Origin of the sequence: Tenacibaculum sp. SSH1-16, assembly GCF_040104435.1 — a bacterium.
Taxonomy (GTDB): Bacteria; Bacteroidota; Bacteroidia; order Flavobacteriales; family Flavobacteriaceae; genus Polaribacter; species Polaribacter mesophilus.
In genome coordinates, this window is sequence record NZ_JBECOV010000002.1 from 30,232 (window position 1) to 53,833 (window position 23,602).

The window sequence follows — 23,602 nt, forward strand, 5'->3', positions numbered from 1 at the left end:
ATTGCTTTGTTTAAAAATTATTTTACTTTTTTCATCCAAAAAATAAGTATACCTATTGTTGTTACTCCCCATAAAACAATAAAACAAACTATGGGAGCGGGTGTTTTAGGTAAACTACCGTTAACTCCATAGCGAGTTATTTCTTCAACTCCTCCCCAAAAAGACAACCCTAAAATTATCACAGTAATACTGTATGCTATAATTATTGATATTCTATATTTTTTCAACCCTGACTTCAGCTTTTGCCGCTTTGCTTGTAAGTATGCTCCTGTTAAACACAGCACAGACAATGAAAGTCCGAAAATAAAATACAACCATTTAGACCACAATCCTGCAAAATTGCCAAAATGTAAAACATCTACAGTTTCCCACCATCTATGATACATGGTTAACTCCTCAGGTTTTTGAATCTTAATTACATCTCCTGTTAAAGTATTCAGAGTAATATGTGCTGTTCTTTTTCTTACAAGTAATGCTCCATTATCACCTTCAAATGATAAAAGTCCTTTATTGTAATTGTAAAAAAACAAACGCTGAATTTCCAATTCAGGAAACTCTTTTTCTGCTTTTTCTACCAGTTCATTGATACTTAAATACTTTTCCTTATTTTTTTGTGTAATTTGTGAAGTATCAATATGTGGCGGCTCTGGAAGCCACCATTCCAACAAATACCAAGTTCCAGTAAGTCCTATTAATAAACCAAACCATAGTGACCATAATCCGATTAACTTATGAGTATCTGACCAAAGCCTTCTAGCTCCTTTTTTAATATTTAACTTAAAAAAACCTGATCTCCATTTTTTGTAAAATAAAAAACCTGTGAGAGTTGAAAGAACTAAAACAAACCCTAAACATCCCACTATGAAGTACCCAAAATTTACTCCAAAAATACGTGATACATCTGGATCAAAAAGAGACATATGGAAACTTCTAAAAAAGCGTTGTACATTAAAATATGTTGTTTCTTCTTGTATATTATAAGATGAAGGGTTCATATAAAAACGAAAAAGTTCACCACTTTGCTTCCTTCCCCACCCATGCAATGTATAACCACTTCTTTCAGCTTCAGCTAATTCTCCTAATTCAGATTTTGGATATTTTATATGAAAAGAATTATATGCTTTTTGCCAATTAACTTCTTTTTTATCGTTTTTTATGTAATCACTTTGAAGTTTAGAATTTAGTAACCAATCTATTTCATGAGAAAAAACGGCAATACTGCCAGACCAACATATAACAAATAGTAAAAGTCCGGCAGTAATACCTATCCAAGAATGAATAGTAAAAAAAGTTTTTTGCTTAATTTTTAAAGCCATTTTTTAGTTAATGTAATTTGAAAAAGACGCCTATCTCCCACTCCAATTTGATCGGATCCTCTTAAAATATTGTCTTGTGCCGAGGTATAATAAGTTGTATCAAAAACATTAAACACATTATAACGTATTTGTAAATTGTTTTTAAATGTGTAACCTAAAGCAAAATCCATACGAGTATACCCTGGTAGTTGATATTGATTTCCACTGTTAGCTTCACGTTTTCCTTGATGTACTACACCCAAACCAATATCTAACCCTGATAAACCTATACTTTTTCCATTATAATTAGAAAACCCACTAAATTGAAACTCTGGAATGTTTGCAAACTTGTTTCCTATAATATCTTGATCACTTTCTGTTATTTCAGAATTTTGGAAACTCATACCTCCCATAAAAGATAAATCTCTAGTTAACTTCCCTGTTAATTCAAACTCTATTCCTTTTATTTCTGCGCTTCCTAACGGTAACATAAAGCGTTCTTCAGGCGTATTGCTTGGATCTGAAATAGCTATGTTTTTTCTTTCTAAAAAGTAAGCAGATGCTGTTGCTAAAGCTTTTCCGTTAAACAGTTGCCATTTTAAACCTCCTTCAAAAGAGTTTGCTCTAATAGGTTTAATTCCATTTCCTTTACGAGTTACTCCATTTTGTGGTTGTGCCGATGAAGAATAACCTACAAAACTTGTTAATGTTGATGTTACGTCATATGATGATCCTAACCTAAATGAAAATAAATCATCATTATAATTACGGTTAATTAAGTTAATTGGATTAGGTGCAGATTGTGCTTCTAATTTTGCTAATACTTCTGGGCTAATACCATTTAAGTTTTGTTCTGTTATCTTTTTTACATCATCATATCTCATACCTACAACTGTTCTAAACTTAGGTGTCCATTTACCCAGCCATTGCCCAAAAACTGCATTAATTTTATCTCCAACTCTAAAATTTGGGCGTATACTTTCTCCTACAACATTAGGCTCTTGATTATTATCTGGATTAAAAACATCTAAAGTATTTTCAAAACTTCTATACACAAAGTCTCTATCAGCATCAGTATAAGTAGCATCACTAATTGCAGTGCTTCCTCCAAAATTAAAAGCATGTCCAACACCTTCTTCATTTGTAAAGTCTCCGTTAAAATTTACCTGTACCGTTTCTGTTCCAATGTCAGCTCCAACTTCAGCAAAAAATATTGGTACTACTGAATTTCCTGAAAAAGTGACTCCATCTTCTTTAAAAAGAGGCCCCCAACCACCTTCTGCATCAGCATTTCTAAATGAATGTTCTTCTGATTTTTGAGAAAAATTATGATATTGTACCGTTGCTGAAATTTTATCGTTGAATTTATGATTTAACGTTATATCAAACCTATTAGAGCCTATTTTATAATCGTCCTTTTCTCCATGAAAAGTAAAATTTCTAGGTAAAAAATTATTTTTCAATCCAGCTCCTTCAATATAAATAGTTCCTCTATCTAAAGGATCATTAGCCCAATTATATTCATATTCTACAATAAGGTTTGTTTTATCTGTTATTTTCCAATCAAACGATGGGGCAATAGTTACATACGGCCTATCATCCTGTCCATTTCTCCAAAATTGCCTTTTTTGATAACCTGCAATTAAACGACCATTTAATTTTCCTTCTACTAAAGGGCCTGTAACATCTCCAACTACACGCATAAAATTATGATCTCCTCCTCCTAAAATTACTTCAGCAGCAAAAGTGTCTTTTGGTTTTTTTGTGATAATATTCATAAAACCTCCTGAAGAAGTTAATGACGCCTCAACACCAGAGGGTCCTTTTAATATTTGAACTCTTTCTATCGTTTCTATAGCTCTAACTCCTTCTGGAGCTCTTTGTTGTCGAATACCATTTATATAAGATTCTGATTGTGGAAAACCTCTAATTATCACATTTTCTACTTGTCCTCCACCATTATCGGCATTACTAACACCTGGCACAAATGTTATAATTGTGCTTAAATTTCTAGCTCCAATATCCTCTAAAAAATTGTCACTTAAAACAGCTATTGAAGCTGGAGCTTTTAGTGTTTTTATTGGTGTTTTTAATGCATTAGTTAATGGAACAATATATCCTTGATTTCTTGTTCCTGTTATCACAATTTCATTTAAACTTTCAGCAGTTTCAGTTAAAGAAAAATCTAATGTATTCTTTTGATTTGCTAAAATTGTTACTGTTTTTTGTTCATTACCAAATCCTACTGAAGACGCTATAGCAATGTAATTTCCTTCTGGTGCATAAAAACTATACCTCCCATATTTATCAGAAGATGCCCCAAAACTAGTTCCTTTTAATACTATTGATGCATAAGGTAAAGGAAGTCCTTTATCATCTAAAATAGTTCCTGTTATTACACCTTTTTCTGCTTGATTTTGTATTAAAATAGTGTTTCCTCTTACCTTATAATAAATGTGATATTTAACTAATACTTCATTAAGTATTTCTCGTAATGTTACTTTTTTATACTCTTTGGTAATAATGTTTTTCCTCTTTTCATCGATAGACTCAAAAGCGAATTTACAACTTGCTTTTTCTTCTATTTTTCTTAAAGCAGTTGGTATCGTATTATTTATAAAGTTTATTGAAATTTTTTTATCTAATATAGATTCTTGTGCAAATGAACTTTGAACTGTAATGCAAAAAACTATTATTAGTATACTTTTTACAGTTCTATGAATAGCTGTATAATTTATTTTATTCATATATTTATAGTTTGTGATTTAATCGTGTTTTTGGTTGAATTACTTTTAACCAGTATGAAGTTTTGCCGACAGAATACTGGTTTTTTTATTTTGTTTTCTATGTCATTTGTATTTATTTTTTTTTAAAAAATTATTATTCTATCCCCTGTCTTTTTGAAATTAAAATTCAACACAAAACCAATATCTTTCATTACTGTGTCTATTGATTCTTTTGTATGAATTCCGTTATATTTTCTCCTTTTTAACTCTTCTTTTTTTATCTCTATGCTACAATTATAAAATCGTTCTAACACTTTTATTACACTACTTAAGGTTTCATCTTTAAAAATTAATTTTTGTTGCATCCATGCCGTATGGTCATTTTCTTTAAAAACCTTCTTTACCAACCTTTCTTTAACAAGTATTGCTTTCTCTTTTGGATTTAGTGTCATTCCTTTTTCTTTTCCTTCTTTTTTTGAGAAAAAAAACACTTTTCCTTCATCTAAAAATATAACGTTATTCTCTCCTGTATAAGCAGATAAATTAAATTTAGTTCCTAAAACTTTTGTTACTGTTTTTTCTGTTTTAATTACAAATGGAAGTTGAGCGTTCTTTTCTACTTTGAAGTAACCTTCTCCTTTCAATATTACATTTCTATGTGTTTTTCCATACTCTCTTGATACTTCAAGAGATGATAATGCATTTAAGGTAATTCTCGTACTGTCTTTAAGTACTATTGTTCTTACTTCACCTGCCTGTGTTGTATATATTATTGGTTTGTTAACAACAAAAAAGGCTGACACTAATAAAAAAACAGTAAATGTTGCTGCTACACTCCATCTAAAAAAGAAGTTTCTTTTTGTTGACTTTATTGTATCTTTTGCAATGGTATTCCAAAGTTTCTCTTCAATATGTGGTGATGTCTCAATATTGGTTTCAGGAAATTTGATCTCGTTTTCAGTGGTATTCACCCATTCCTCTATTCTTTTTCTTTCAGTTTCTGTACACTTTCCTTCTGCATATCGTGTTAAAAGTTCAGGTGTTATTTCCATATAAACTACTTTGGTTTATATATAGGAACGGATATAGTTTGACAGAGTCCTAAACGATAATCAAATTTTAAATAATTTTTAAGTTTTCATGAATAAAAGCCAAAGCTTTAGTGAGGTGATTCTTTACCGTTTTTGGTGATATCTCTAACTGAATAGCTATCTCTGCTGTAGAAAGTTGTTGCTCTCTACTTAATCGATATACTTCTTGGCATCTATTTGGTAATCGATTAACAACTAATTGTAAATCATTCTCTAAAAAATTGGTCACTGCCAGATTATGCTCTATTGACTTTGTTTCTTTTAAAACACGATCTGATGTTATTTCCTCCAATTTTTTTTTATTCTTATAAGAATTTTTAGAGCGATAGTAGTCTACAATTTTATTGCGAGCAGATTTTAATAAGTAATTTTGAGTTTGACTAGTAAATTCTATTTTATCAACCCTTTTCCATAAAGAAATAAATACATCTTGAACAATCTCTTCTGCTGCCTCTTTACTATTGGTTTTAGAATAACATAAGAGGTATAAGCTCTTCCAATGAGTTCTATAAAGTTTTTCAAAACTTTTCTCTTTTGTAAGCCTATATGTTTTTATTCTTTTAATGGGAAAAACTTCTGTTAAATTAACTCAGCAAATATAACAATCATTACTTATTTAGATTTATTAAAAATAAATTTTATTTGAATTTATAATCCTATTTGTCAAAAGTTATTTAATGTTTTGTAAAAACATTACTTCTACTCTAAAACATAATTGTATGAAAAATAATTTTAAAGCTTTTAAAGTTATTGTTTTTGAAAGGGAGTAGTAATAAAAACGACTGATTACTTACAATTTTGTAAATTTGTATTGATTATTTTTTTATTACTCTATGAACATAAGACGAACAAAAGACATTCAAAATCTAGAACTTCCTTTTAAACTAAAAATAAGTTTTGAAAAGGTAGTCGCTTTATTTCAAAAATATGCTTCTAAAGAGTATGAAAAACATCCTTATCATCAATCATCAATAAACATAGTTCGAGAGGCAAAAAAAGCTCCTGAATTGATTAATGGGTTTTCTGATGAATCAATATTAGAAAAACATAAAGAAGCTATTGATTTATTGCTTGAACCTTTGTTTCCTGAATTATTATTAGAAAATGAAATTAAAGCAGTAAGCATTCCATTTACATTTACTTCTTTCAAGTTTACAACTCGATTTGAAAAAATTTTACAAAATGCTGGAAATGATTATGAATTAAAAGTTCGAAACTTTGAAAGTGATTTAATGTACATTTATGCATGTAGTTTAATTTTAGCTAGTGTTTACGATTATCCTATTGATTTAAAACGACCTTTTTTCTTTGATATCCCTGATAAAACAATTAATACTATAAAAAAATATCGCGCAGCTTTTAATGCTGATTTTATGGAAATTTTCCCCGCAGAAGGCACTCCTAAAATCACTGAAGAGGATATAAAAATATTACTTGATAATTTTGAAGATATAAATATTTGGAAAGAAAAATTCCCTCCTAAATCTTATATTTTTAAAGGTTTTGGGATTATGAACTTGTTTGACGTTACAACAGATGAAATTATTTCAGAAATAAGAACTAGCCTTATAAAAAAAGACGATAATTTAGTTCATACCTTAGAAGGCATCTTTCAAAGGTTTTTTGGAATTCCAGACCTCTCTTTAGGGTTTTCTATTTTTGAAACAGATTCTAATAACTTTTCCTCTTCACACATAAATAAAGAAGAAAGTTTAGTATTAAATTACGATAAAGATGTTTCTTGTGATTGCATTTTTTGTAATTACACTTTAGAAAAACTTTTCATAAACAATGAAACTCTTGCTATTTCTGATGTAGAAAAGTATGGAAATCAAGCTGAAAATAAAAACCTTTATCAACGTTTAAAAGACAAAAATATTGGCAGTATAATTTTGGTTCCTATACAAGCATCAACAAAAAACAGTATAGCTATTATTGAGTTTGCTTCTCCTAGACCTTTTGAACTAAACTCTATTAATCAAAATAAATTACAAGACTTAATTCCACTGTTTAAAATTGCGGTTGATCGTTTCTCTGAAGAACATAAAAATATCTTAGAGGCTACAATTCAAGAAAATTATACATCTATTCATCCTACTGTAAAATGGCGTTTTTATGAAGCTGCTGAAAGGTTTCATAGAGAATCATATGAAGCAAAGGAAAAAGTTAAAATTGAGGATATTATTTTTCCTGACGTACACCCTTTATATGGACAGTCTGATATTAAAGGTTCATCGGTAGCTAGAAACGCTGCTATTAAAGAAGACTTAATAACCCAACTTTCTCTGGCTATTTCAGTATTATTAGAAGCCTGTAAAGTTGAGAACCTCCCTATTTACAAAGAGTTACAATTTAGAGTTCAAGAATATTTATCAGATGTAAAAGAAGGTTTAAAAGCTGGTGATGAAATTGCTATTTTAGATTTTTTAAAACGTGAAATTTATCCTGTTTTTAACCACATAAAGGAAGTAAACAATGATTTAAGCATATTAGTAAAATCTTATATCAATCGTTTAGATCCTGATTTGCAGGTTGTATATGAGAAAAGAAAATCTTATGAAGATAGTGTTACTTTATTAAACGATAAACTAGCTTCTTTTATAGATATTAGGCAAGAAGAAGCGCAAAAGATGTTTCCTCATTATTTTGAACGCTATAAAACAGATGGTGTTGAGTATAATATGTACATAGGACAATCTTTAACAAAAGAAAAAAAATATGACGACTTATATTTATACAACCTTAGGTTATGGCAACTACAGGTGATGTGTGAAATGGAAAATATAGCTTTAAAAGCTGCTGAAAAAATGGAACATAAACTTAGAGTAGCTTCTTTAATTTTAGTTCACAGCAATCCTTTAGCTATAAAATTTAGAATGGATGAAAAACAGTTTGACGTTGATGGTGCTTATAATATTCGTTACGAAATTATTAAGAAACGTATTGATAAGGCTCACATTAAAGGAACTGAAGAACGATTAACAGTCCCTGGTAAGATAGCAATTGTGTACTCTCAAGACAAAGATGCAGATGAGTATTACAAATATATCAAGTACTTACAATCTAAAAAATTACTAGGTAATATAGAAAAATTAGATATTGAAGATTTGCAAGGTGTTTCTGGATTAAAAGCCTTACGTGTAGAGGTTATTTACAACAAAGACTTTGATACTCAAAAAACAATGACTATTGACGAACTTATTCAGGAGTTTAAATAGCACACATTACAGAAACAGTTTCTCCTAACTTTGTTGCTTGTTCTTGTTGATAAAAAGCAAATACAAAAGCAACAACACTTACCAAAATACCAATCATAAAAACTGTGTATGTAATACGCAATAACTTATACTTTCTATTTAACACTAATCCTAAGAAGTATAAGTCTTTAGTAAGTGATCCATATAAATAATCACGATCCTTCATCATTTCGCTCATTGCCCAATCAAAATCAGGCAATTGCATTTGATGAAAATTCCCAAAAAACAAAAGATTTACTTTTTTATTAGCTACATCTTCTTTTGTGAATTTCCCTTCAGTAACATTGGGTCTTGTTGCTAAAACCGATAACACAATAGATATTACCGTAAAAATTGAAAAAATTAACGTAGGTATTATTAGGTAGTAATTAGATGGATTATCTAATTTAGGGATTAACGTTGACAATGTCATCGAAATAATGATTGCATTTACGGATAGTAAAATATTTGCCTTTGTATCTGCAATATCACTTAACGTAATATGATTACGGAGTGCTACACGAAACATAGTTTCAATACCCCTCTCTGGTAATTCAATCTTATTTTTTTTATATGCTAACTCTTCTTTTTTCTGTTTAAGTTTAGCGGCTTCTTGCAACTCTTTTTGTTTTCTCTTTAAAAGTTGAGCTATATTTTTACTTTTTTGTTTTTCCCAAAGCTTAGAAGCTTTGCTTGTATAAAAACGATGTTTTGTTAAAAACTCAAGATTAGCGTCATCCCATTCAACAGTTTTAATTTTTCTCTTACATACTAGTTCTCTTTCCTTTCGTAATAATTCATTAAAGTCTGTATAATTTTTACTTCCAACATGAGAACAATCTGCATCTCTTAAAACCTTCTCTAATTGTTTTTTAGGTTTTGCTCCCATTTTAGTTGAAGCTATTAATTTAGATACTTCATCTATAACACTTCCTAATACTTTTTTACTCTTTAAAAACTCTGTTGCTATTTTTATACCTTCTTCTTCATGATTTTCAGGATTAACTGTATATCCAACATCATGAAACCATGCTGCTAATGTTAAAATTTGTTGCTGCTCTTCTGAGAAATTTTCTCCTTCAATTAATTCGAGTGACTTCTCAACCACTCGTTGAGTATGGGCAATATTGTGATATACAAAGTTTTTATCTAAATTTTCATTTAATAAATCAATTACAAATTGCTCTGTTTCTTGTATCAAACTGTTCATGAAAAAGGTTTTTGCTAAAATAATAAATTATTAACCAGTATTAATTTTTAATAAAGTGATAAAAAAGCGTACTTTTAAAAGAGTATTTTTACACGAAATGACACACGAATTTAAAGAAATAATACAACAAGCCTCTATAAATCAACAACAAGGCATACAAAATATTTTAGCAACGGTTGTAGATTTAGATGGCTCTTCTTACAGAAAACCAGGAGTTAGAATGTTACTCTCTTCTAATGGAAGAATAATCGGTGCTATTAGCGGTGGTTGTGTTGAAAAAGAAATACAACGTAGAGCACAATCTGTTTTTGAAAACAACAAACCAAAAATAGTGACCTATGATGGTCGTTACCGTTTAGGTTGTGAGGGAATATTGTATGTTCTTTTAGAACCCTTTTATCTTTCAACTGAATTTATTGATGCTTTTTCTAAAAATAGTAAAGAAAGAAGACCATATGATATTATATCTTTTTTTCAAAAAGAAGATGAAGCACACGGAGATTTCGGTTCCATAATTCAGTTTAACAATCAACAAATATTTACTTTCAACAAAGAGTTTGATACTGAAAAAACAGGTCAGTTAGCTAATTTTAAACAAACTTTACAACCACTATTTCGTTTGCTTATTATTGGCGGAGAGCACGATGCTGTAAAACTATGTACACTAGCCACTCAGTTAGGCTGGGAAGTCGATGTAATTACCTCTATAAAAGATCCAAAAGAATTAATCGATTTTCCCGGAGCTAAATCGGTAGTTGCACAAACTCCAGAATTAATTCAACTTTCTCAAGTAAATAACAATACTGCTATTGTTATTATGAATCATAATTTCACTTACGATTTACGTTGGCTTATTAAATTACAAGAACAAAATCCTATTTATATAGGTATTTTAGGTGCTGCTAAACGACGAGAAAAACTATTTAACGAACTGTTTGAATTTTCACCCGATATTACTGATGAATTTTTAGATAAAATTCATACTCCCGCTGGATTAAATATTGGAGCAGAAACCCCAGAAGAAATTGCTTTATCAATCTTAGCAGAAATACTATCCGTAATTCGTAAAAAAGAAGTTTTTTCTCTAAAAAAGATTACTGGACGAATCCATGAATAAATAGATGCAAAAAACAGCAATTCTCATATTAGCTGCTGGAAGTGCTTCTCGAATGGGAAAAATAAAGCAACTGCTTCCTTATAAAAACACTACGTTACTGGAATGGACTATTGAACAAGCTCAAAAATCAGTAATAAAAAATGTGTTTTGCGTATTGGGGGCTAATAAAGACGCCATTGAAAAGAAACTTACAACAAATGCTATTATAACAATATATAATCCAAAACACCAAGATGGTTTAAGTACTAGCATTATAAAGGGTATTGAGTTTTTACAAGAACATAACTTTGATAATGCTCTAATAATGCTAGCCGATCAGCCTCATGTTACTTCAGAGTATTTAAACTCCTTAATTAAAGTTTCAAAAAGAAATCCTTCTAAAATAATTACTTCCAATTATCAAGGAAGTGTTGGAGTTCCTGCCATATTTCCAAAAGAATATTTTAATAAGTTACTAAACTTAAAAGGTGATAAAGGAGCTAAAAATTTTCTATTACAACATGACGATAATATTTTCAAAGTGAACTCCTCTTTAAACTTACTAGATATTGATACTCCTGAAGATTATCAGTATTTATTAAAACAGTAATTTTACTCTAAAAAGCCTTATTTTTACATAACTAAAAAATAAGACATGAACTTTACCAAGTTTTGCATGTATCTAACTATAATTGTTGTAGTTAGTGCTTGTGCATCCTATAAAGCTAAGTACGCAGATAAGACTTCACCAAAAACAATTCAAATAAATAAAGAATTGTTACACTCCTTTTATTTAATTGGAGACGCTGGTAATGCCGAAATGGGACAAACAACTCCTACCTTAACTTATTTTCAAAAAGAATTAACCAAAGCTCCTAAAAAATCAACTACGTTATTTTTAGGAGATAACATTTACCCTTACGGAATACCAAGTAAAGAACACAAAGATAGAGCCTTGGCAGAGCATCGTTTACAAACACAAATTGACGCTCTGAAAGACTTTAAAGGAAATACAATTTTTATTCCTGGAAATCACGACTGGTATAATGGTGTTGATGGCTTAAAAGAGCAGGAGCGATTGGTTGAAAAAGCTTTAGGTAAAAACTCCTTTTTACCTGAAGGTGGTTGTGGACTAGACAAAGTAAAAATTAACGATGACCTTACTTTAATTCTTATTGATAGTCGTTGGTTTATTATGAACTGGGACAAAGAGCCAAAAATGAACGATAACTGCGACATTAAAACTCGTGAACACTTTATTCAAGAGCTTTCTAGTTTATTTAAAAAAAATAGATATAAAAATGTTGTAGTAGCTGTACACCATCCTTTATATAGTAATGGTCCACATGGAGGAAGTTTTTCTGTAAAAGATCACATGAGTCCACTACCTGTTCTAGGTACTTTAAAAAATGCGTTACGTTCACACGTAGGTATACAAACCGATATTTTTAATAAAAGTTATAGTGACTTTGTTACTCAAATACAAACAGTATCTAATGATTTCACAGACAATGTTGTATTTGTTTCTGGTCACGATCACAACTTACAATATATAGAACAAGACGGGTTTAAACAAGTAATTAGTGGCTCGGGCTCAAAGCAATCAGCTGCTTTGGTTGGTTATGGAGCTCAATTTACCTATGGTAATCATGGATATGCTAAATTAAATTACTACAAAGATGGTTCAGCTGTTATTGAATACTATGCTGCCAATACCACAGATGGTCACAAACTTTTATTCAGTAAAGAAATTGTAAAACCAAAACAAACAAAAAAATATACTAGCTTTCCTGAATACGAAGAGCATAAGAAATTTGTAGAAACCTCAATTTATCCTCCAGAATCCACAGAGGTTAGTGGTTTTCATAAATTTATGTGGGGAGATTTAAACAGAGATAAGTACGGAAAAACAGTAAAAGTTCCTGTTTTGGAGTTAGAGAATGTTTTTGGAGGCTTAACCCCTATTAGAAGAGGTGGTGGTAACCAAACCAATTCGTTACGATTAGAAAACCCTGATGGTAAACAATACGTGTTACGCTCAATGGTTAAAGATGGAAGTCGTATTATGGGAGGTATTTTAAAAGGTACTTTTTTAGTTGATGTAGTTCAAGATATTTTTACCATGTCGCACCCATATGCTGCTTTTGTTCTTCCTGGTATGGCAGAATCCGTAAATATTTACCATACCAACCCCAAATTATACTACATGCCTAAGCAACCCGCTTTAGGTAAGCATAACGACATCTTTGGCGGACAGTTATACTTGTTAGAAGAACGACCTGCTGATGACCGTAGTGAATTAGACAACTTTGGAAATTCAGACGATATTATTAGCACATTTGATGTGTTAGAAAAAATTAGAAAAAACGGTAAGCACTCTATCGACCAAGAATGGGTAATTCGCTCTCGCTTATTTGATATGGTTATTGGCGACTGGGATAGACATGAAGATCAATGGCGATGGGCTTCTTTTAAAACCAAAGATGGTAAAAAGTATTATCGTCCAATTCCAAGAGATAGAGACCAACCTTTTTCTAAGTTTGATGGAGTTATGATTCCGCTTTTTCAACAGTTTGCACCCTTAGTAAGAAATATGCAAACTTTTGACAACGATATCAAAAACATGAAATGGTACAACAATTATGCTCGCTTTTTTGATACTGCTTTTTTAAATGAATTAACACTCGATGAATGGAATAAACAAGCTGAGTACATTCAACAACATTTAACTGATGAAGTAATTGAAAAATCAATCCAACAATTACCAAAGGTTATTTATGATATTGATGGAAAAGAAACCATTGCTAAAATTAAAGCTCGAAGAGATAAATTAAAAGAAATTGCTAAACGTTATTACACCAAACTAAACAAAGTTGTACATGTAGTTGGTACAGATAAAGACGATAAATTCATTATTAAACGTTTAAATGATGAAGAAACTAGCGTTGTTGTTTTTAGAAAAGATAATGAAATTTATAACCGTGTTTTCAAAACAAAAGAAACCAAAGAAATACAACTTTATGGTTTAAATGGAGATGATGAGTTTTTAATTTCTGGTGATGTACATGATGGTATTTTACTACGAATTATAGGGGGACAGAATCACGATGTATACACTGATAAATCATCTGTTGCAGGTTGGGGAAAGAAGACTAAAATCTACGATTTTAAATCAAAGAAAAATACAATAAACCCTAGTTCTGAAACTGCGGATTTACGTTCAAATAGTTACTTCAAAAACACCTATGATGCGCATGACATTAACAACAACACTACTGTTGTTTATCCGAGCTTAGGTAGCAATCCAGATGACGGTTTCTTTTTTGGTGCTTCGGTTACACATACACAACAAGGCTTTAAAAAACAACCTTTCGCTAGCCAACACACATTAGCTGCAAACTACTATTCTTCAACTAGTGGATACGATTTAGAATACAATGGTGAATTTACAGAGTTAATTGGCAATTGGAGCTTACACTTACGTGCCAAAGCCACTAGCGATAACTATTCCTTTAATTTCTTTGGATGGGGAAATGAAAGTATTTACGACCAAAGTTTCAATTTGGATCATTATCGTGTTAAAAAAGAAGAAATTAGTTTTTCTCCTTCTTTATTAAAGCGCTTACGAGGTGGAAGTATCTTTAAAATTTCAGGCCTTTTTGAGGCTATTGAGATTGAAGATACACCTGGTAGATTTATTAATAATTTTGACAATCAACCTACAGCTATTTTTGATACTAATTATTTTTGGGGAGGTGAATTAAACTTTAATCACAACCGAGTAGACAATAGTAGTTTTCCTACCAAAGGTATGAACTTCGATTTAGCTGTTGGGGCTAAAGCCAACTTAGACGATTTCGACAGACGCTTTGGTTACATTAAAAGTTCTTTGGCTATGTATCAAAACCTAGTATTCAACCGCTCATTAGTTTTTGCTTCTGAAGTTGGAACTCAAATTAATGTAGGGAATCGTTTTGAAATTTACCAAGCGGCTACTTTAGGCGGTGACCGTAATTTACGTGGTTTTAACAGAGAACGTTTTTCTGGAACCGAAAGTTTTTATCATAGTAACGATTTACGTTTACGTTTTGGACGTATTCATACAGGAGTTATTCCTATAAAAGTTGGTATTACTGGTGGTTTTGATTACGGTCGAGTATGGTCTCCGTATTCACCTAATTCAACGAAATGGCATACTAGTTATGGTGGTTCTTTTTGGCTAAGCGGAATCGACTTATTCACAGCTAATATTTCATACTTTAAAGGAAATTCACAAGAGGATAGAGTAGCTTTTAGTATTGGTTTTTCTTTTTAACTCTTAAAAAAATATGACACAACAAATTGTATTAATTACAGGTGCTTTATTTGGTATGCTTGCTGTAATATTTGGAGCTTTTGGAGCACATGCCTTAAAGAAAATTTTAACCGAGGAACAACTAAAATCATTTGAAACGGGTGTAAAATATCAAATGTATCATGCACTCGTTTTATTATTCGTTGGAAGTTATTTTGACGCACCTAGCTCAGCAGTATATTACGCTTTTCTAATTGGAATTATACTGTTTTCTTTTAGCATTTATGGTTTAGTATTATCTGGCGCTAAAGGTAAAAAAATGACCTTTTTAGGTCCTATTACTCCTTTAGGAGGTCTACTACTTATTGTTGGATGGGGTCTTTTAATATATAACATAAGCCAAACCATACACAGTTAAATATGTATAGTTTGGCTAGCATGGTAAACAAAAATTATGTTATTAATCAACGCCTTGTGCGTCACTGATAATTCTATCAATAAATTCAGTTTTTATATATAGTTGCTTTGCTAAGTTATATAGCACCTCAACTTCTGAAGCATCTATGCTTCCATCAGCATAAGAAATAATAGATAAATCTCTTAGAATATTTAGTTTTTGCATCACAGAAATTACGATATCTAATTCTTTAGCCAAAGCTATAATTTCATCAATAATATCTTGCTCTGTTAATCCTTTAATCGTTAACATACACTGTGCAAAAACTGATGGAGATACTACACTACTCAATGCCTGTATTTCAGAATCATCAACAACTCCATCTGCCTTTGAAATCATATAACCACCTAAGAACATAAAACGTTGAATCTTTTCTGAATGCTCGGTTTCATTTCCTAAGTCTTCTGGTTCCATTAACGACATAATTCGTTGTATTTCTAGCTCCATCGCTTCCTCTGTTATTTCTCCATTAACTTCAGGATTAAATAACTCATACGTTTTACTCTTATTGAATAACTCTAACGCTTTAATACGAAGTGGACTAAACGGGTGACTGCTATACCAATCTGACGGATCGTGTGTGTCATCATTTAAAACTTCTTCTAAATCTGAAAACTGATTGATATACTCGTTTAGTTTAAAATCTAAAGAATCAGAAGTTACTCCAGACGATAGCTTAAAGAATGTTCTCGCTGCTGCCTCAAAACTCTTACAGCATAATAAGCCAGCTCTATCTGCACTAATTTCAGCGTTACGATTCCATGCATATAACTTCATCGCATGAATTGGCGCTAAATCGTTTGCACCTTCGTCTAAAATATGTTTTACTGGATAATTAAAGTGTTCAAACAATACATGCCCTATTTCATGACCAATGACAAAAGCTAACTCGTCTTTTGTAAAACGTTCTAAAATTCCTGAAGTTAAAATAATATACAGTTTATCTTCATCTGGCGGATAACATGACGCATTGAATTTATCGTTTTGATACACAAAAAACTCAATATCAGCTTTCAATTTTAAAACCTCTTTACAATGCTCTCCAATTTCGTGAAGCACTGGAGCTAACATTTTTGTTAATCGTAAACTTGATTTCAACAAATGTCTTCTCGATTTAAAAACTGGATTGTTTTCTTTTATTCTTTCTAAGGTTTTTTGAATTAACTCATCTTCTTGAAACTCTAAAACATAATCTCGATCACCGTCATATACCAATGCGTTTAAGTCAATATCTGCTCTAGAATTATCATACACCTCTTGAATGTTTTCTGTTACATTTTTAAGGTTTAACTCGTTAATTTCTTCAATACGTTTAGTGTATTGTTCTGCTAATTCTTTAGCTACGTTTTGAAAATGAACACTTGCTTGGTGAATTAAATCGTTATCACCGTTCTGTTGTGCAAGATTCAAATCTTCCATCATCTTATTTTGCGCCTGAGTTAATGCGTCTTGATGCTCTTTTTCTAATTCTGATAGTGTGGTAGATTGATACATACTTTTTCTTTTTTTAAGCTCCTACAGGAACTGTTGAGTTAGACAACTTTAATAATCTTCCTTTTAGGTCAAAAATTCCTAAAATTTGATCTTCTCCTTTTTTAGCAACGATATTATTTCCTGATACCTCAACTTCATATCCTTTTTGAACTAAATAGCAAAACAATGCATGCTTGTGTTCAAAATCCATACGAGTAGTTGTTTTTGAGAAGTGTGAACAAATTAAAGCAGGAATGTTTATCTCTTTTTCATCAACTATATCCGTATATAATAATACATACACAGTAAGCCCTTTAAAAGGTAATGGTGCATAACAACTTGCCTGATTTACTCCTGTTGCTACGAATGAGAAATAATGTCCTGGATCGTGTTCTGTTTCTATTTTTGAGGAAAGTAAGTCTTCTATTCCATGGCGTTCTCCTAGAGCTTTCATTTGTAATGAAGCTTCTAAAAATTGTTCTGGAATACCGCTTTGTTTATTTGCCCAAGCCCATAACCATGATTTTTCATTGTGAGAGTAGGTTCCTAATACCTGCATTTTAAAAGTTAAATCACCGTAGGTTACCGTTCCTTGAAGCATATCACAAGTCCAAGGTAAATCCTCAACAATATCTGCTAAGTTATCTTGCTTTTCAAAAGCTAAAGCTACATATTGGTTGTGCAACTGAGGTAAGCTCAACTTTATAGTGTTATCTACCTTCCCTCCTACAATATTATTTGGGTTTTCTGTACTTTCAACACTAGCTTCACTTCCTGCAAATTCTTCTAAATGAGTTTCTAAAAGGTGTACAATTCTTTCTGTTTTTTCTTCCACCTTATCTGCATTCATAATTGGGCTGTGATTAATAGTTAACACCCCATCTACAAAAGTGATTGCTCTTTCTAAATTGTGCTCGTTATTTTCATTAACAATTTTTACTTCTTTTAATCCATTTTTTAGCAATTCTCCCCCAATTTCATCAATGTTTACAGCTTTGATTGCTTCAATTAACGGTTGAAAATATATTTTTGGAAACGTATCATTGTAAAGGTGAGAAAACTTATCTTCTACCAACGTATCCCATGCTATGTTTAATGATACATTAAATCCTGCTTTATTGTTTATTTCCGCTTCTAATGCTGGAAATGATTCGTTTTTAAATGTTTGAACTGCTCTTTTTTCTTTAAGACCCATTTTTTAATAATTTTAGTATTCTATAATATTTCTTCTATCTTTTCAACAAAAAGATGCTCTAACTCTTTTGGTAGAGCTTTGGTAATTTCAATACCAATTTTTAATACATTTCCTTCTTTACTTACCTGCAATTTTTCTGTATTAGTAATAGCTACAGTTTTTATTTCTTTCCATGCAGCTAATCCCATTTCATCCTCTATTATTAATTGTTTTGCTTTTAACAAACTAGTAATAACATCTTTACTATTTAATCGAGCGTTTGCTTCTTGCAATACTGATTTTTCTAACGATAAGTTGATTGTTGCATCTAGCAACGATTCTTGCTCTACAATCCATCTTTTTAATTGTAAAGTACTTATGGGCTCCTCTCCTAACGGGCGACTGATACTTCCTTTAGATAAAGAAACAGCTATTTTTTTAGGGTGTTTAATTCGTAAAACGGATACTTCTTGGAGGTCGAAAAACAATACTTCTTGTTCTTCGGTTTTCATACACACAAATGTTTGGTATTCTTCCTTAGCAACATCAACCACAAAACCTTCTATATAAACTCCACTTTTTAATGACAAAGCAACTTTTAGTTGTTTCTTCTCACTAAACATATCTTGGATTATAGCTGCTGGTGATTGCGCTTTAAATTGATTGATATAATCTGTTTCCATAGCAATTTTGTTTTTTATTGTGAATTACTAGACTATAGGTTATTCTCTAATAAATCAACAAGTGCATCTGTTCTGTCTTGAACTTTATCTGCGTTTAAAATTGGGCTATGGTTTACTTGTAAAACTCCTTCTTCAAAAGTATAAGCATGCGTTGGGTTGTGGTGATCGTCTTTGTTGGTAATAACCACTTTCTTTAACGATTCTGCTAATGCTTCTTTTCCCATATCATCAGTTGCTATGGCTGAAAAAGCATCAATAAGTGGTTGGAAGTAAATTTTAGGGTAACTATCATCATATAAGTGTAAAAACTTATCTTCAAACATAGTGTCCCACTCTACATCTATTGTTACATCAAAACCTGCTGCATTGTTTATTTGTTCTTTTAATGCAGGATATTTTTCTTCTTGAAAAGCTTTTGTAAATCTTTTTTCTTTAAGTCCCATATGATTGTTTTTTTAAGGTTACTTTCTATTATTTACCTCAAAATTACAGGGAACTTTAGTACTCTTTTAATGAGTTTTATATGTGTTACTTTCTATTTTGTATTCGTATTAAAGTTCTCTAAAAACTGCTTTAAATACGTCTTCTTTCTTGATGATAAAGGAACGTTTTCACCACTTGATAATTTAACTGTATTGGCACTTACCGAAGCTAAATATTTTATATTGATTAAGTGAGATTGGTGTACCCTAGCAAAGGCGTGCGTGCTTAAAATATTTTCATAATACTTTAAATTTCTAGCACTCATTATTTTTTTATCTGTAGTATAAAAAACGGTATAACTTCCATCAGATTGGCAACGTACAATATCATCTACATGCAAAAAATGTTGCTCTTCAGTAGTTTTAATAAGCAATGTTTTTTGAGCTTCTTTTTTATCTAATTCACTTATTTTATGTAGTGCTTGTGTATATTTTTTATCTTTTTCAAATTCAGTTCTAAAACGACCTATACATGCATTTAACTCATCAGAATCTATGGGTTTTAATAAATAATCTACCGTATCAAACTTAATTGCTTTTATAGCAAACTCATCGTAAGCTGTGGTAAAAATCATTTTAAAGTTTATGGTTTCTAAAGCTTCTAATATTTGAAAAGCATTTCCACCAATCAACTCAATGTCTATAAATACCAAGTCTAAATTGTTGTTACTTAAAAAATCTATAGCTTCATCTACATTATCAATTTTAGCTACAATTTCTATATCTTTTTGCGTGTATTGCAACAGCTTTGTTAAAGTGTTTAGCGCATTAAACTCATCTTCTATTATAGCCGCTTTTATCATTTTATAACTTTAATTTAAATACAACTTTTGTTCCTGATGGGTTTCCATCATTATCATGTAAATCTTCTATTGTAAAAGATTTTTCTTCCCCTTTATTTCTTATCTGTAGTCTTTCAATAAAAATATCGGTAGCGTGTAAATCTTTTGCTATTTTTTCTTGACTCTTTTTTTGCTTTCTTCCTACTCCATTATCTTCAATTTCAAAAAACAGTTCTTGTGCTGTTTTTCGAATATTGAGACTCAATATTCCTCCTGATTTCTTTTCTTTCAAACCATATTCAATAGCATTTTCTACAAAAGGTTGTAATAGCATTGGAGGTACTTTTACTTGTTTTGTATCACAGTTTTCAGAAATATGTATGTGATAACTAAAACTATTGTTAAAGCGTAATTGCTGTGTATCTATATAGTTAGAAATCATAGCTAGTTCTTCTTCTAAACTAATTTCTTCTTTTCGAACATAATCAAAATTTTGTCGAATGAGTTTTGAAAACTTAGCTATATAGTTTGAAGATTTTACTGGGTTTCCTTCTAACGTTATATTTTGTATCGCCGCTAAGGTGTTGAATATAAAGTGTGGATTCATTTGGGCTCTAAGCAATCGCTGTTCTAATTTAGATGCTTTATTGGCTGCTCTTAATTTATTATTGTATCCAATAAACAATGCTATAATTAAAATAAGTACCAACGAAACAATTACACTAATTCCTAACCACCAATTTTGTTTATTTATTTCTTTTTGATGTGTTAACGCTATTTCTTTTTCTTTTATTTTATAGTTTACATTGGCAAAATGAAGTAGTTTTTTATTTTGTTTTTTATTTTTTACCACCTCAATACTATCTCGTATAATTTGATGGTTAAGTGCTACTTCATACTGTTTTTTAAGTATGGCTATTGATATTAATTTATCTCGTATTTCTACTTCTTCTGAAAGGTTGTTTTTACTTTTGTAGATTGACATTGCCTTATTATAATTTACTGCTGCCGAATCTAACCTATTCGTTACCAAAAAAAGGGTTCCTAATCCTTTATACGGAGCTCCGTTAATTGTTTTAATTTTTTGGTTAAGTTTTACTGCTCCTCGTAAGAACTTCTCCGATTCTTCAAAACGTTTTGCTTCCAAATACGTATATCCAATATTATTAAGAACACTTACAATTGTCTTAGGGTCTTTTGCAGACTCACCCAAAGCCAATGCCTCTGAAAATTGTTCTAGGGCTTTGTTATATTGCTTTAACATTAAATAAACGCCTGCAATATTACTTTTAATTGCTATAATTGAATTAGGATCATTTGGATCGGTAAATAATTCTTCAGACCTTTTTATGTAAAACAATGCCTGTTCGTAGTCTTTTAATATAAAATGAAGATTGAATAGCTGATTATTTGCCTTGGCTTGTAACCTTGTATTTTTTATTTTTTTTCCTATTTCTAAAGCTTCTAATGCGTACTTCTGAGCCTCCTCTAGCTCATTTAATTTCATACAAGTAGCACTTAATGTTATTAAGCTCCTACCTTTATTATAATCGTCTTTTAGTTTTGTAAATAACCTATACGTTTCTAAATGAATATTTTTAGCCTCTACTAATTTATCGTTTAAGTAAAATAATTCTCCTTTACTAAATAATAATAGCGCTTCGTTTTTAGAATTTTGTTTCTTTTCTAATAAACTATCAATTTTTCTTAACCCTTCATTGGGTTTTTGCTGAGAAATGCTATCAATAGTATATAAATATTCTTGTAGTTTTTTATCTACTTTATTTTTCGTACAAGCTGCAAAAAAAACACAAATACTAATAGCGTATAAAAAGTTGGTTCTGGTTACCAAAAACATTTTCTGTAAAAAATTAAGCAACTAAAGTAGTTATATATTTTTATTCTGCCTTCATCTCATTCACTTTAACAAAGCACTTATAAAATTAACATCTACGCATACAAAACATTTATAAAACAAAAATCTATTTTCTAAGATATTTGACTAAAATAAAATGATAAAAATGAGTACAGTTGAAACTATAGAAGAAGTTATTAAAACAGGATCTTGTGATTTAACAAGTTTTGAAAAGATTGAAGAGATTTCTAAACCTAAAGTTAGTATTGATGGAGCCTACCTATTAATTTATAATTGGCCAGATGATCCTAGTGGTGCTAATACTACTATTCACGTTGACCTTACTTATTTGTTTATACATAACAACCAAGAATACAAAGCTATTACAAGAACTAAATTTTATGATTTTGATGTTGCTAAGTTTGAAAACTTACCTAAAAAATACTTTATAACCGAATATCATAAATTGGTAGAGCAGGCTTTAATGTTATCTAAACAAACAATAGAAGAGAAGCTTGAAGAACCTTTAAGCTCTGTTATTCCGTTTAGTTTTAGTCGAGAAGACTCCATTTTATTGGCTATAAATGCGGGTTATTCTAGGCAAATAGATTACGTGTAAGTATTTAACAATATACAATTCCCCTCCCCTTTTCAGTTATCATTGCACATAGCTTTGGTAACTGTTTTTTTAATCTTTTATTACAAATTCATATAGCTTGCTGTTTCCTCCTTTAGCGGCTTCATCAGTTATGTAAAGCGTTGTATTATTTTTAAAAGTAACCCCTTCTTTTTGAGAAACATGGTTAAAAGAATACTCTTTTACATCTCCGCTAAAAAAATCATCTTCTTTAAAATTGGCATATACTAATACGGATTGATGTGTTAACAAAACTACTTTTTGTTTATCAGGAGATATTGCTGCTGCTGTAATTGCACAATGTAAAGCATCGCAGTTTGTGTACTCGGAAATATATTTAGCAGTATACTCTCCTTTTGTTGCCGGAACTTTATACAACATTGTTTTACCTTGCTTATTTTTAACCCTACTTTTGGTAAAAATATACAGAAACCCATCTTTATAAATTAACGATTCTGCATCAAAAAAACGGTCTTTCTTTTTGGGCGGAAACTTGGTTTGATTGGGGTATGAAAATTGTATTTTTTCTACCTCAACATTGTCTCCTTTTAGCAATTCTTCTTCCTTAATTTTTAGAATTACTAAGTTCTTTCTTTTGTTATTATTGTTACCAAAATCGGCGATGTATATGTTTCCATTGGTATCAGAAGTTATGTCTTCCCAATCATGATTTTTTAATGCTAATGCCCTTTTTTGTAAAATTTTTCCTTGCGTACTAACTTTAAATAATTCCGCTGCATTACCACTATCGTTATGCATCCATAGTACATTTAAGTCGTTACTTTTCTCTACTCCAGAAACTTCTTTTAAATCTTCCGATAAGTACGACACTAGCTTCAGTTGTCCATAATTGGTACAACTGGTAATTAATAAAATGGTTAATAATAAGAGTATTAGCTTTTTCATGTTAGGAATTTTATCCCTGTAAAAATAAAAAGATTTAAGTTAAGATTCCTTCTTCAATCGGAAATACCTCAACCCTTTATAACACAGGAACTCCTTTAACAAAAACAACGCTATTTATAAAAAAAATAAACTTTTTTTGATTAATAAACTTTCTATCTATACATTTGAAACATCGAAAAAGCATACACTTAAAAAATTGCTAACA

The 23,602-nt window shown here is 30.7% G+C and carries 18 protein-coding genes; 6 read left to right on the plus strand and 12 right to left on the minus strand.

Annotation, left to right across the window (positions count from 1 at the left end; all coding sequences use genetic code 11):
• Nucleotides 1-17: 17 nt before the first annotated feature.
• The 4 genes from ABMY20_RS02720 to ABMY20_RS02735 form a co-directional block, all read right to left on the minus strand.
• Nucleotides 18-1,316 carry a PepSY-associated TM helix domain-containing protein gene (locus ABMY20_RS02720; RefSeq protein ID WP_349264581.1) on the minus strand — a complete coding sequence of 433 codons (1,299 nt, stop codon included), beginning with the start codon at nucleotides 1,314-1,316 and terminating at the stop codon, nucleotides 18-20.
• Complete coding sequence (locus tag ABMY20_RS02725) at nucleotides 1,307-4,042, minus strand: TonB-dependent receptor (protein ID WP_349264582.1); 2,736 nt, start codon at nucleotides 4,040-4,042, stop codon at nucleotides 1,307-1,309. The genes ABMY20_RS02720 and ABMY20_RS02725 overlap by 10 nt, the downstream gene beginning before the upstream one ends.
• Before the next feature lie 122 nt (nucleotides 4,043-4,164).
• Nucleotides 4,165-5,073, minus strand: coding sequence for a FecR domain-containing protein (locus ABMY20_RS02730; protein ID WP_253679586.1), 909 nt, complete (start codon nucleotides 5,071-5,073; stop codon nucleotides 4,165-4,167).
• A 67-nt stretch (nucleotides 5,074-5,140) separates the two neighbouring features.
• A complete protein-coding gene (locus ABMY20_RS02735; protein WP_159616536.1) occupies nucleotides 5,141-5,677 on the minus strand; it encodes an RNA polymerase sigma-70 factor in 537 nt (178 codons plus the stop codon).
• 268 nt (nucleotides 5,678-5,945) lie between these two features.
• Here ABMY20_RS02735 and ABMY20_RS02740 point away from each other — a divergent pair, with 268 nt between their 5' ends.
• Complete coding sequence (locus ABMY20_RS02740) at nucleotides 5,946-8,330, plus strand: GAF domain-containing protein (RefSeq protein WP_349264583.1); 2,385 nt, start codon at nucleotides 5,946-5,948, stop codon at nucleotides 8,328-8,330.
• Here ABMY20_RS02740 and ABMY20_RS02745 read toward each other — a convergent pair.
• A complete protein-coding gene (locus ABMY20_RS02745) occupies nucleotides 8,323-9,558 on the minus strand; it encodes a Pycsar system effector family protein (protein WP_167713056.1) in 1,236 nt (411 codons plus the stop codon). The two genes, ABMY20_RS02740 and ABMY20_RS02745, sit on opposite strands and share 8 nt — an antisense overlap.
• Nucleotides 9,559-9,655: 97 nt before the next feature.
• Here ABMY20_RS02745 and ABMY20_RS02750 point away from each other — a divergent pair, with 97 nt between their 5' ends.
• From ABMY20_RS02750 to ABMY20_RS02765, 4 genes are read left to right on the plus strand one after another with little or no spacing between them, the layout of a single operon-like run.
• Nucleotides 9,656-10,675: an XdhC family protein gene (locus tag ABMY20_RS02750; protein WP_349264584.1), complete on the plus strand. Its 1,020-nt coding sequence runs from the start codon at nucleotides 9,656-9,658 to the stop codon at nucleotides 10,673-10,675.
• A gap of 4 nt (nucleotides 10,676-10,679) precedes the next feature.
• Nucleotides 10,680-11,264 carry a nucleotidyltransferase family protein gene (locus tag ABMY20_RS02755; protein WP_159616524.1) on the plus strand — a complete coding sequence of 195 codons (585 nt, stop codon included), beginning with the start codon at nucleotides 10,680-10,682 and terminating at the stop codon, nucleotides 11,262-11,264.
• A 45-nt stretch (nucleotides 11,265-11,309) separates the two neighbouring features.
• A complete protein-coding gene (locus ABMY20_RS02760) occupies nucleotides 11,310-14,969 on the plus strand; it encodes a metallophosphoesterase (protein WP_349264585.1) in 3,660 nt (1,219 codons plus the stop codon).
• A 13-nt stretch (nucleotides 14,970-14,982) separates the two neighbouring features.
• Nucleotides 14,983-15,366 (plus strand): DUF423 domain-containing protein, encoded by a 384-nt coding sequence (locus ABMY20_RS02765; protein WP_349264586.1) that lies wholly within the window; start codon nucleotides 14,983-14,985, stop codon nucleotides 15,364-15,366.
• Between the two features lie 42 nt (nucleotides 15,367-15,408).
• On the opposite strand, the gene ABMY20_RS02770 is transcribed toward ABMY20_RS02765, so the two are convergent.
• The 6 genes from ABMY20_RS02770 to ABMY20_RS02795 form a co-directional block, all read right to left on the minus strand.
• The gene (locus tag ABMY20_RS02770) at nucleotides 15,409-16,899 is read right to left on the minus strand and encodes a M48 family metallopeptidase (RefSeq protein ID WP_159493271.1); all 1,491 of its coding nucleotides are present in this window, start codon (nucleotides 16,897-16,899) and stop codon (nucleotides 15,409-15,411) included.
• Between the two features lie 13 nt (nucleotides 16,900-16,912).
• Nucleotides 16,913-18,073, minus strand: coding sequence for a DUF6882 domain-containing protein (locus ABMY20_RS02775; RefSeq protein ID WP_196781605.1), 1,161 nt, complete (start codon nucleotides 18,071-18,073; stop codon nucleotides 16,913-16,915).
• 20 nt (nucleotides 18,074-18,093) lie between these two features.
• Nucleotides 18,094-18,735, minus strand: a complete 642-nt coding sequence (locus tag ABMY20_RS02780; RefSeq protein WP_349264587.1) for a hypothetical protein — start codon at nucleotides 18,733-18,735, stop codon at nucleotides 18,094-18,096.
• A 32-nt stretch (nucleotides 18,736-18,767) separates the two neighbouring features.
• Nucleotides 18,768-19,178, minus strand: coding sequence for a hypothetical protein (locus ABMY20_RS02785; RefSeq protein WP_073181980.1), 411 nt, complete (start codon nucleotides 19,176-19,178; stop codon nucleotides 18,768-18,770).
• Between the two features lie 92 nt (nucleotides 19,179-19,270).
• A complete protein-coding gene (locus tag ABMY20_RS02790) occupies nucleotides 19,271-20,020 on the minus strand; it encodes a LytTR family DNA-binding domain-containing protein (protein ID WP_047790718.1) in 750 nt (249 codons plus the stop codon).
• Between the two features lies 1 nt (nucleotide 20,021).
• Nucleotides 20,022-21,857: a tetratricopeptide repeat protein gene (locus ABMY20_RS02795; protein WP_349264588.1), complete on the minus strand. Its 1,836-nt coding sequence runs from the start codon at nucleotides 21,855-21,857 to the stop codon at nucleotides 20,022-20,024.
• Nucleotides 21,858-22,020: 163 nt separating this feature from the next.
• Here ABMY20_RS02795 and ABMY20_RS02800 point away from each other — a divergent pair, with 163 nt between their 5' ends.
• Nucleotides 22,021-22,473, plus strand: coding sequence for a hypothetical protein (locus tag ABMY20_RS02800; protein WP_167713041.1), 453 nt, complete (start codon nucleotides 22,021-22,023; stop codon nucleotides 22,471-22,473).
• A gap of 69 nt (nucleotides 22,474-22,542) precedes the next feature.
• Here ABMY20_RS02800 and ABMY20_RS02805 read toward each other — a convergent pair whose 3' ends face one another.
• The gene (locus ABMY20_RS02805; RefSeq protein ID WP_349264589.1) at nucleotides 22,543-23,397 is read right to left on the minus strand and encodes a hypothetical protein; all 855 of its coding nucleotides are present in this window, start codon (nucleotides 23,395-23,397) and stop codon (nucleotides 22,543-22,545) included.
• Nucleotides 23,398-23,602 lie beyond the last annotated feature (205 nt).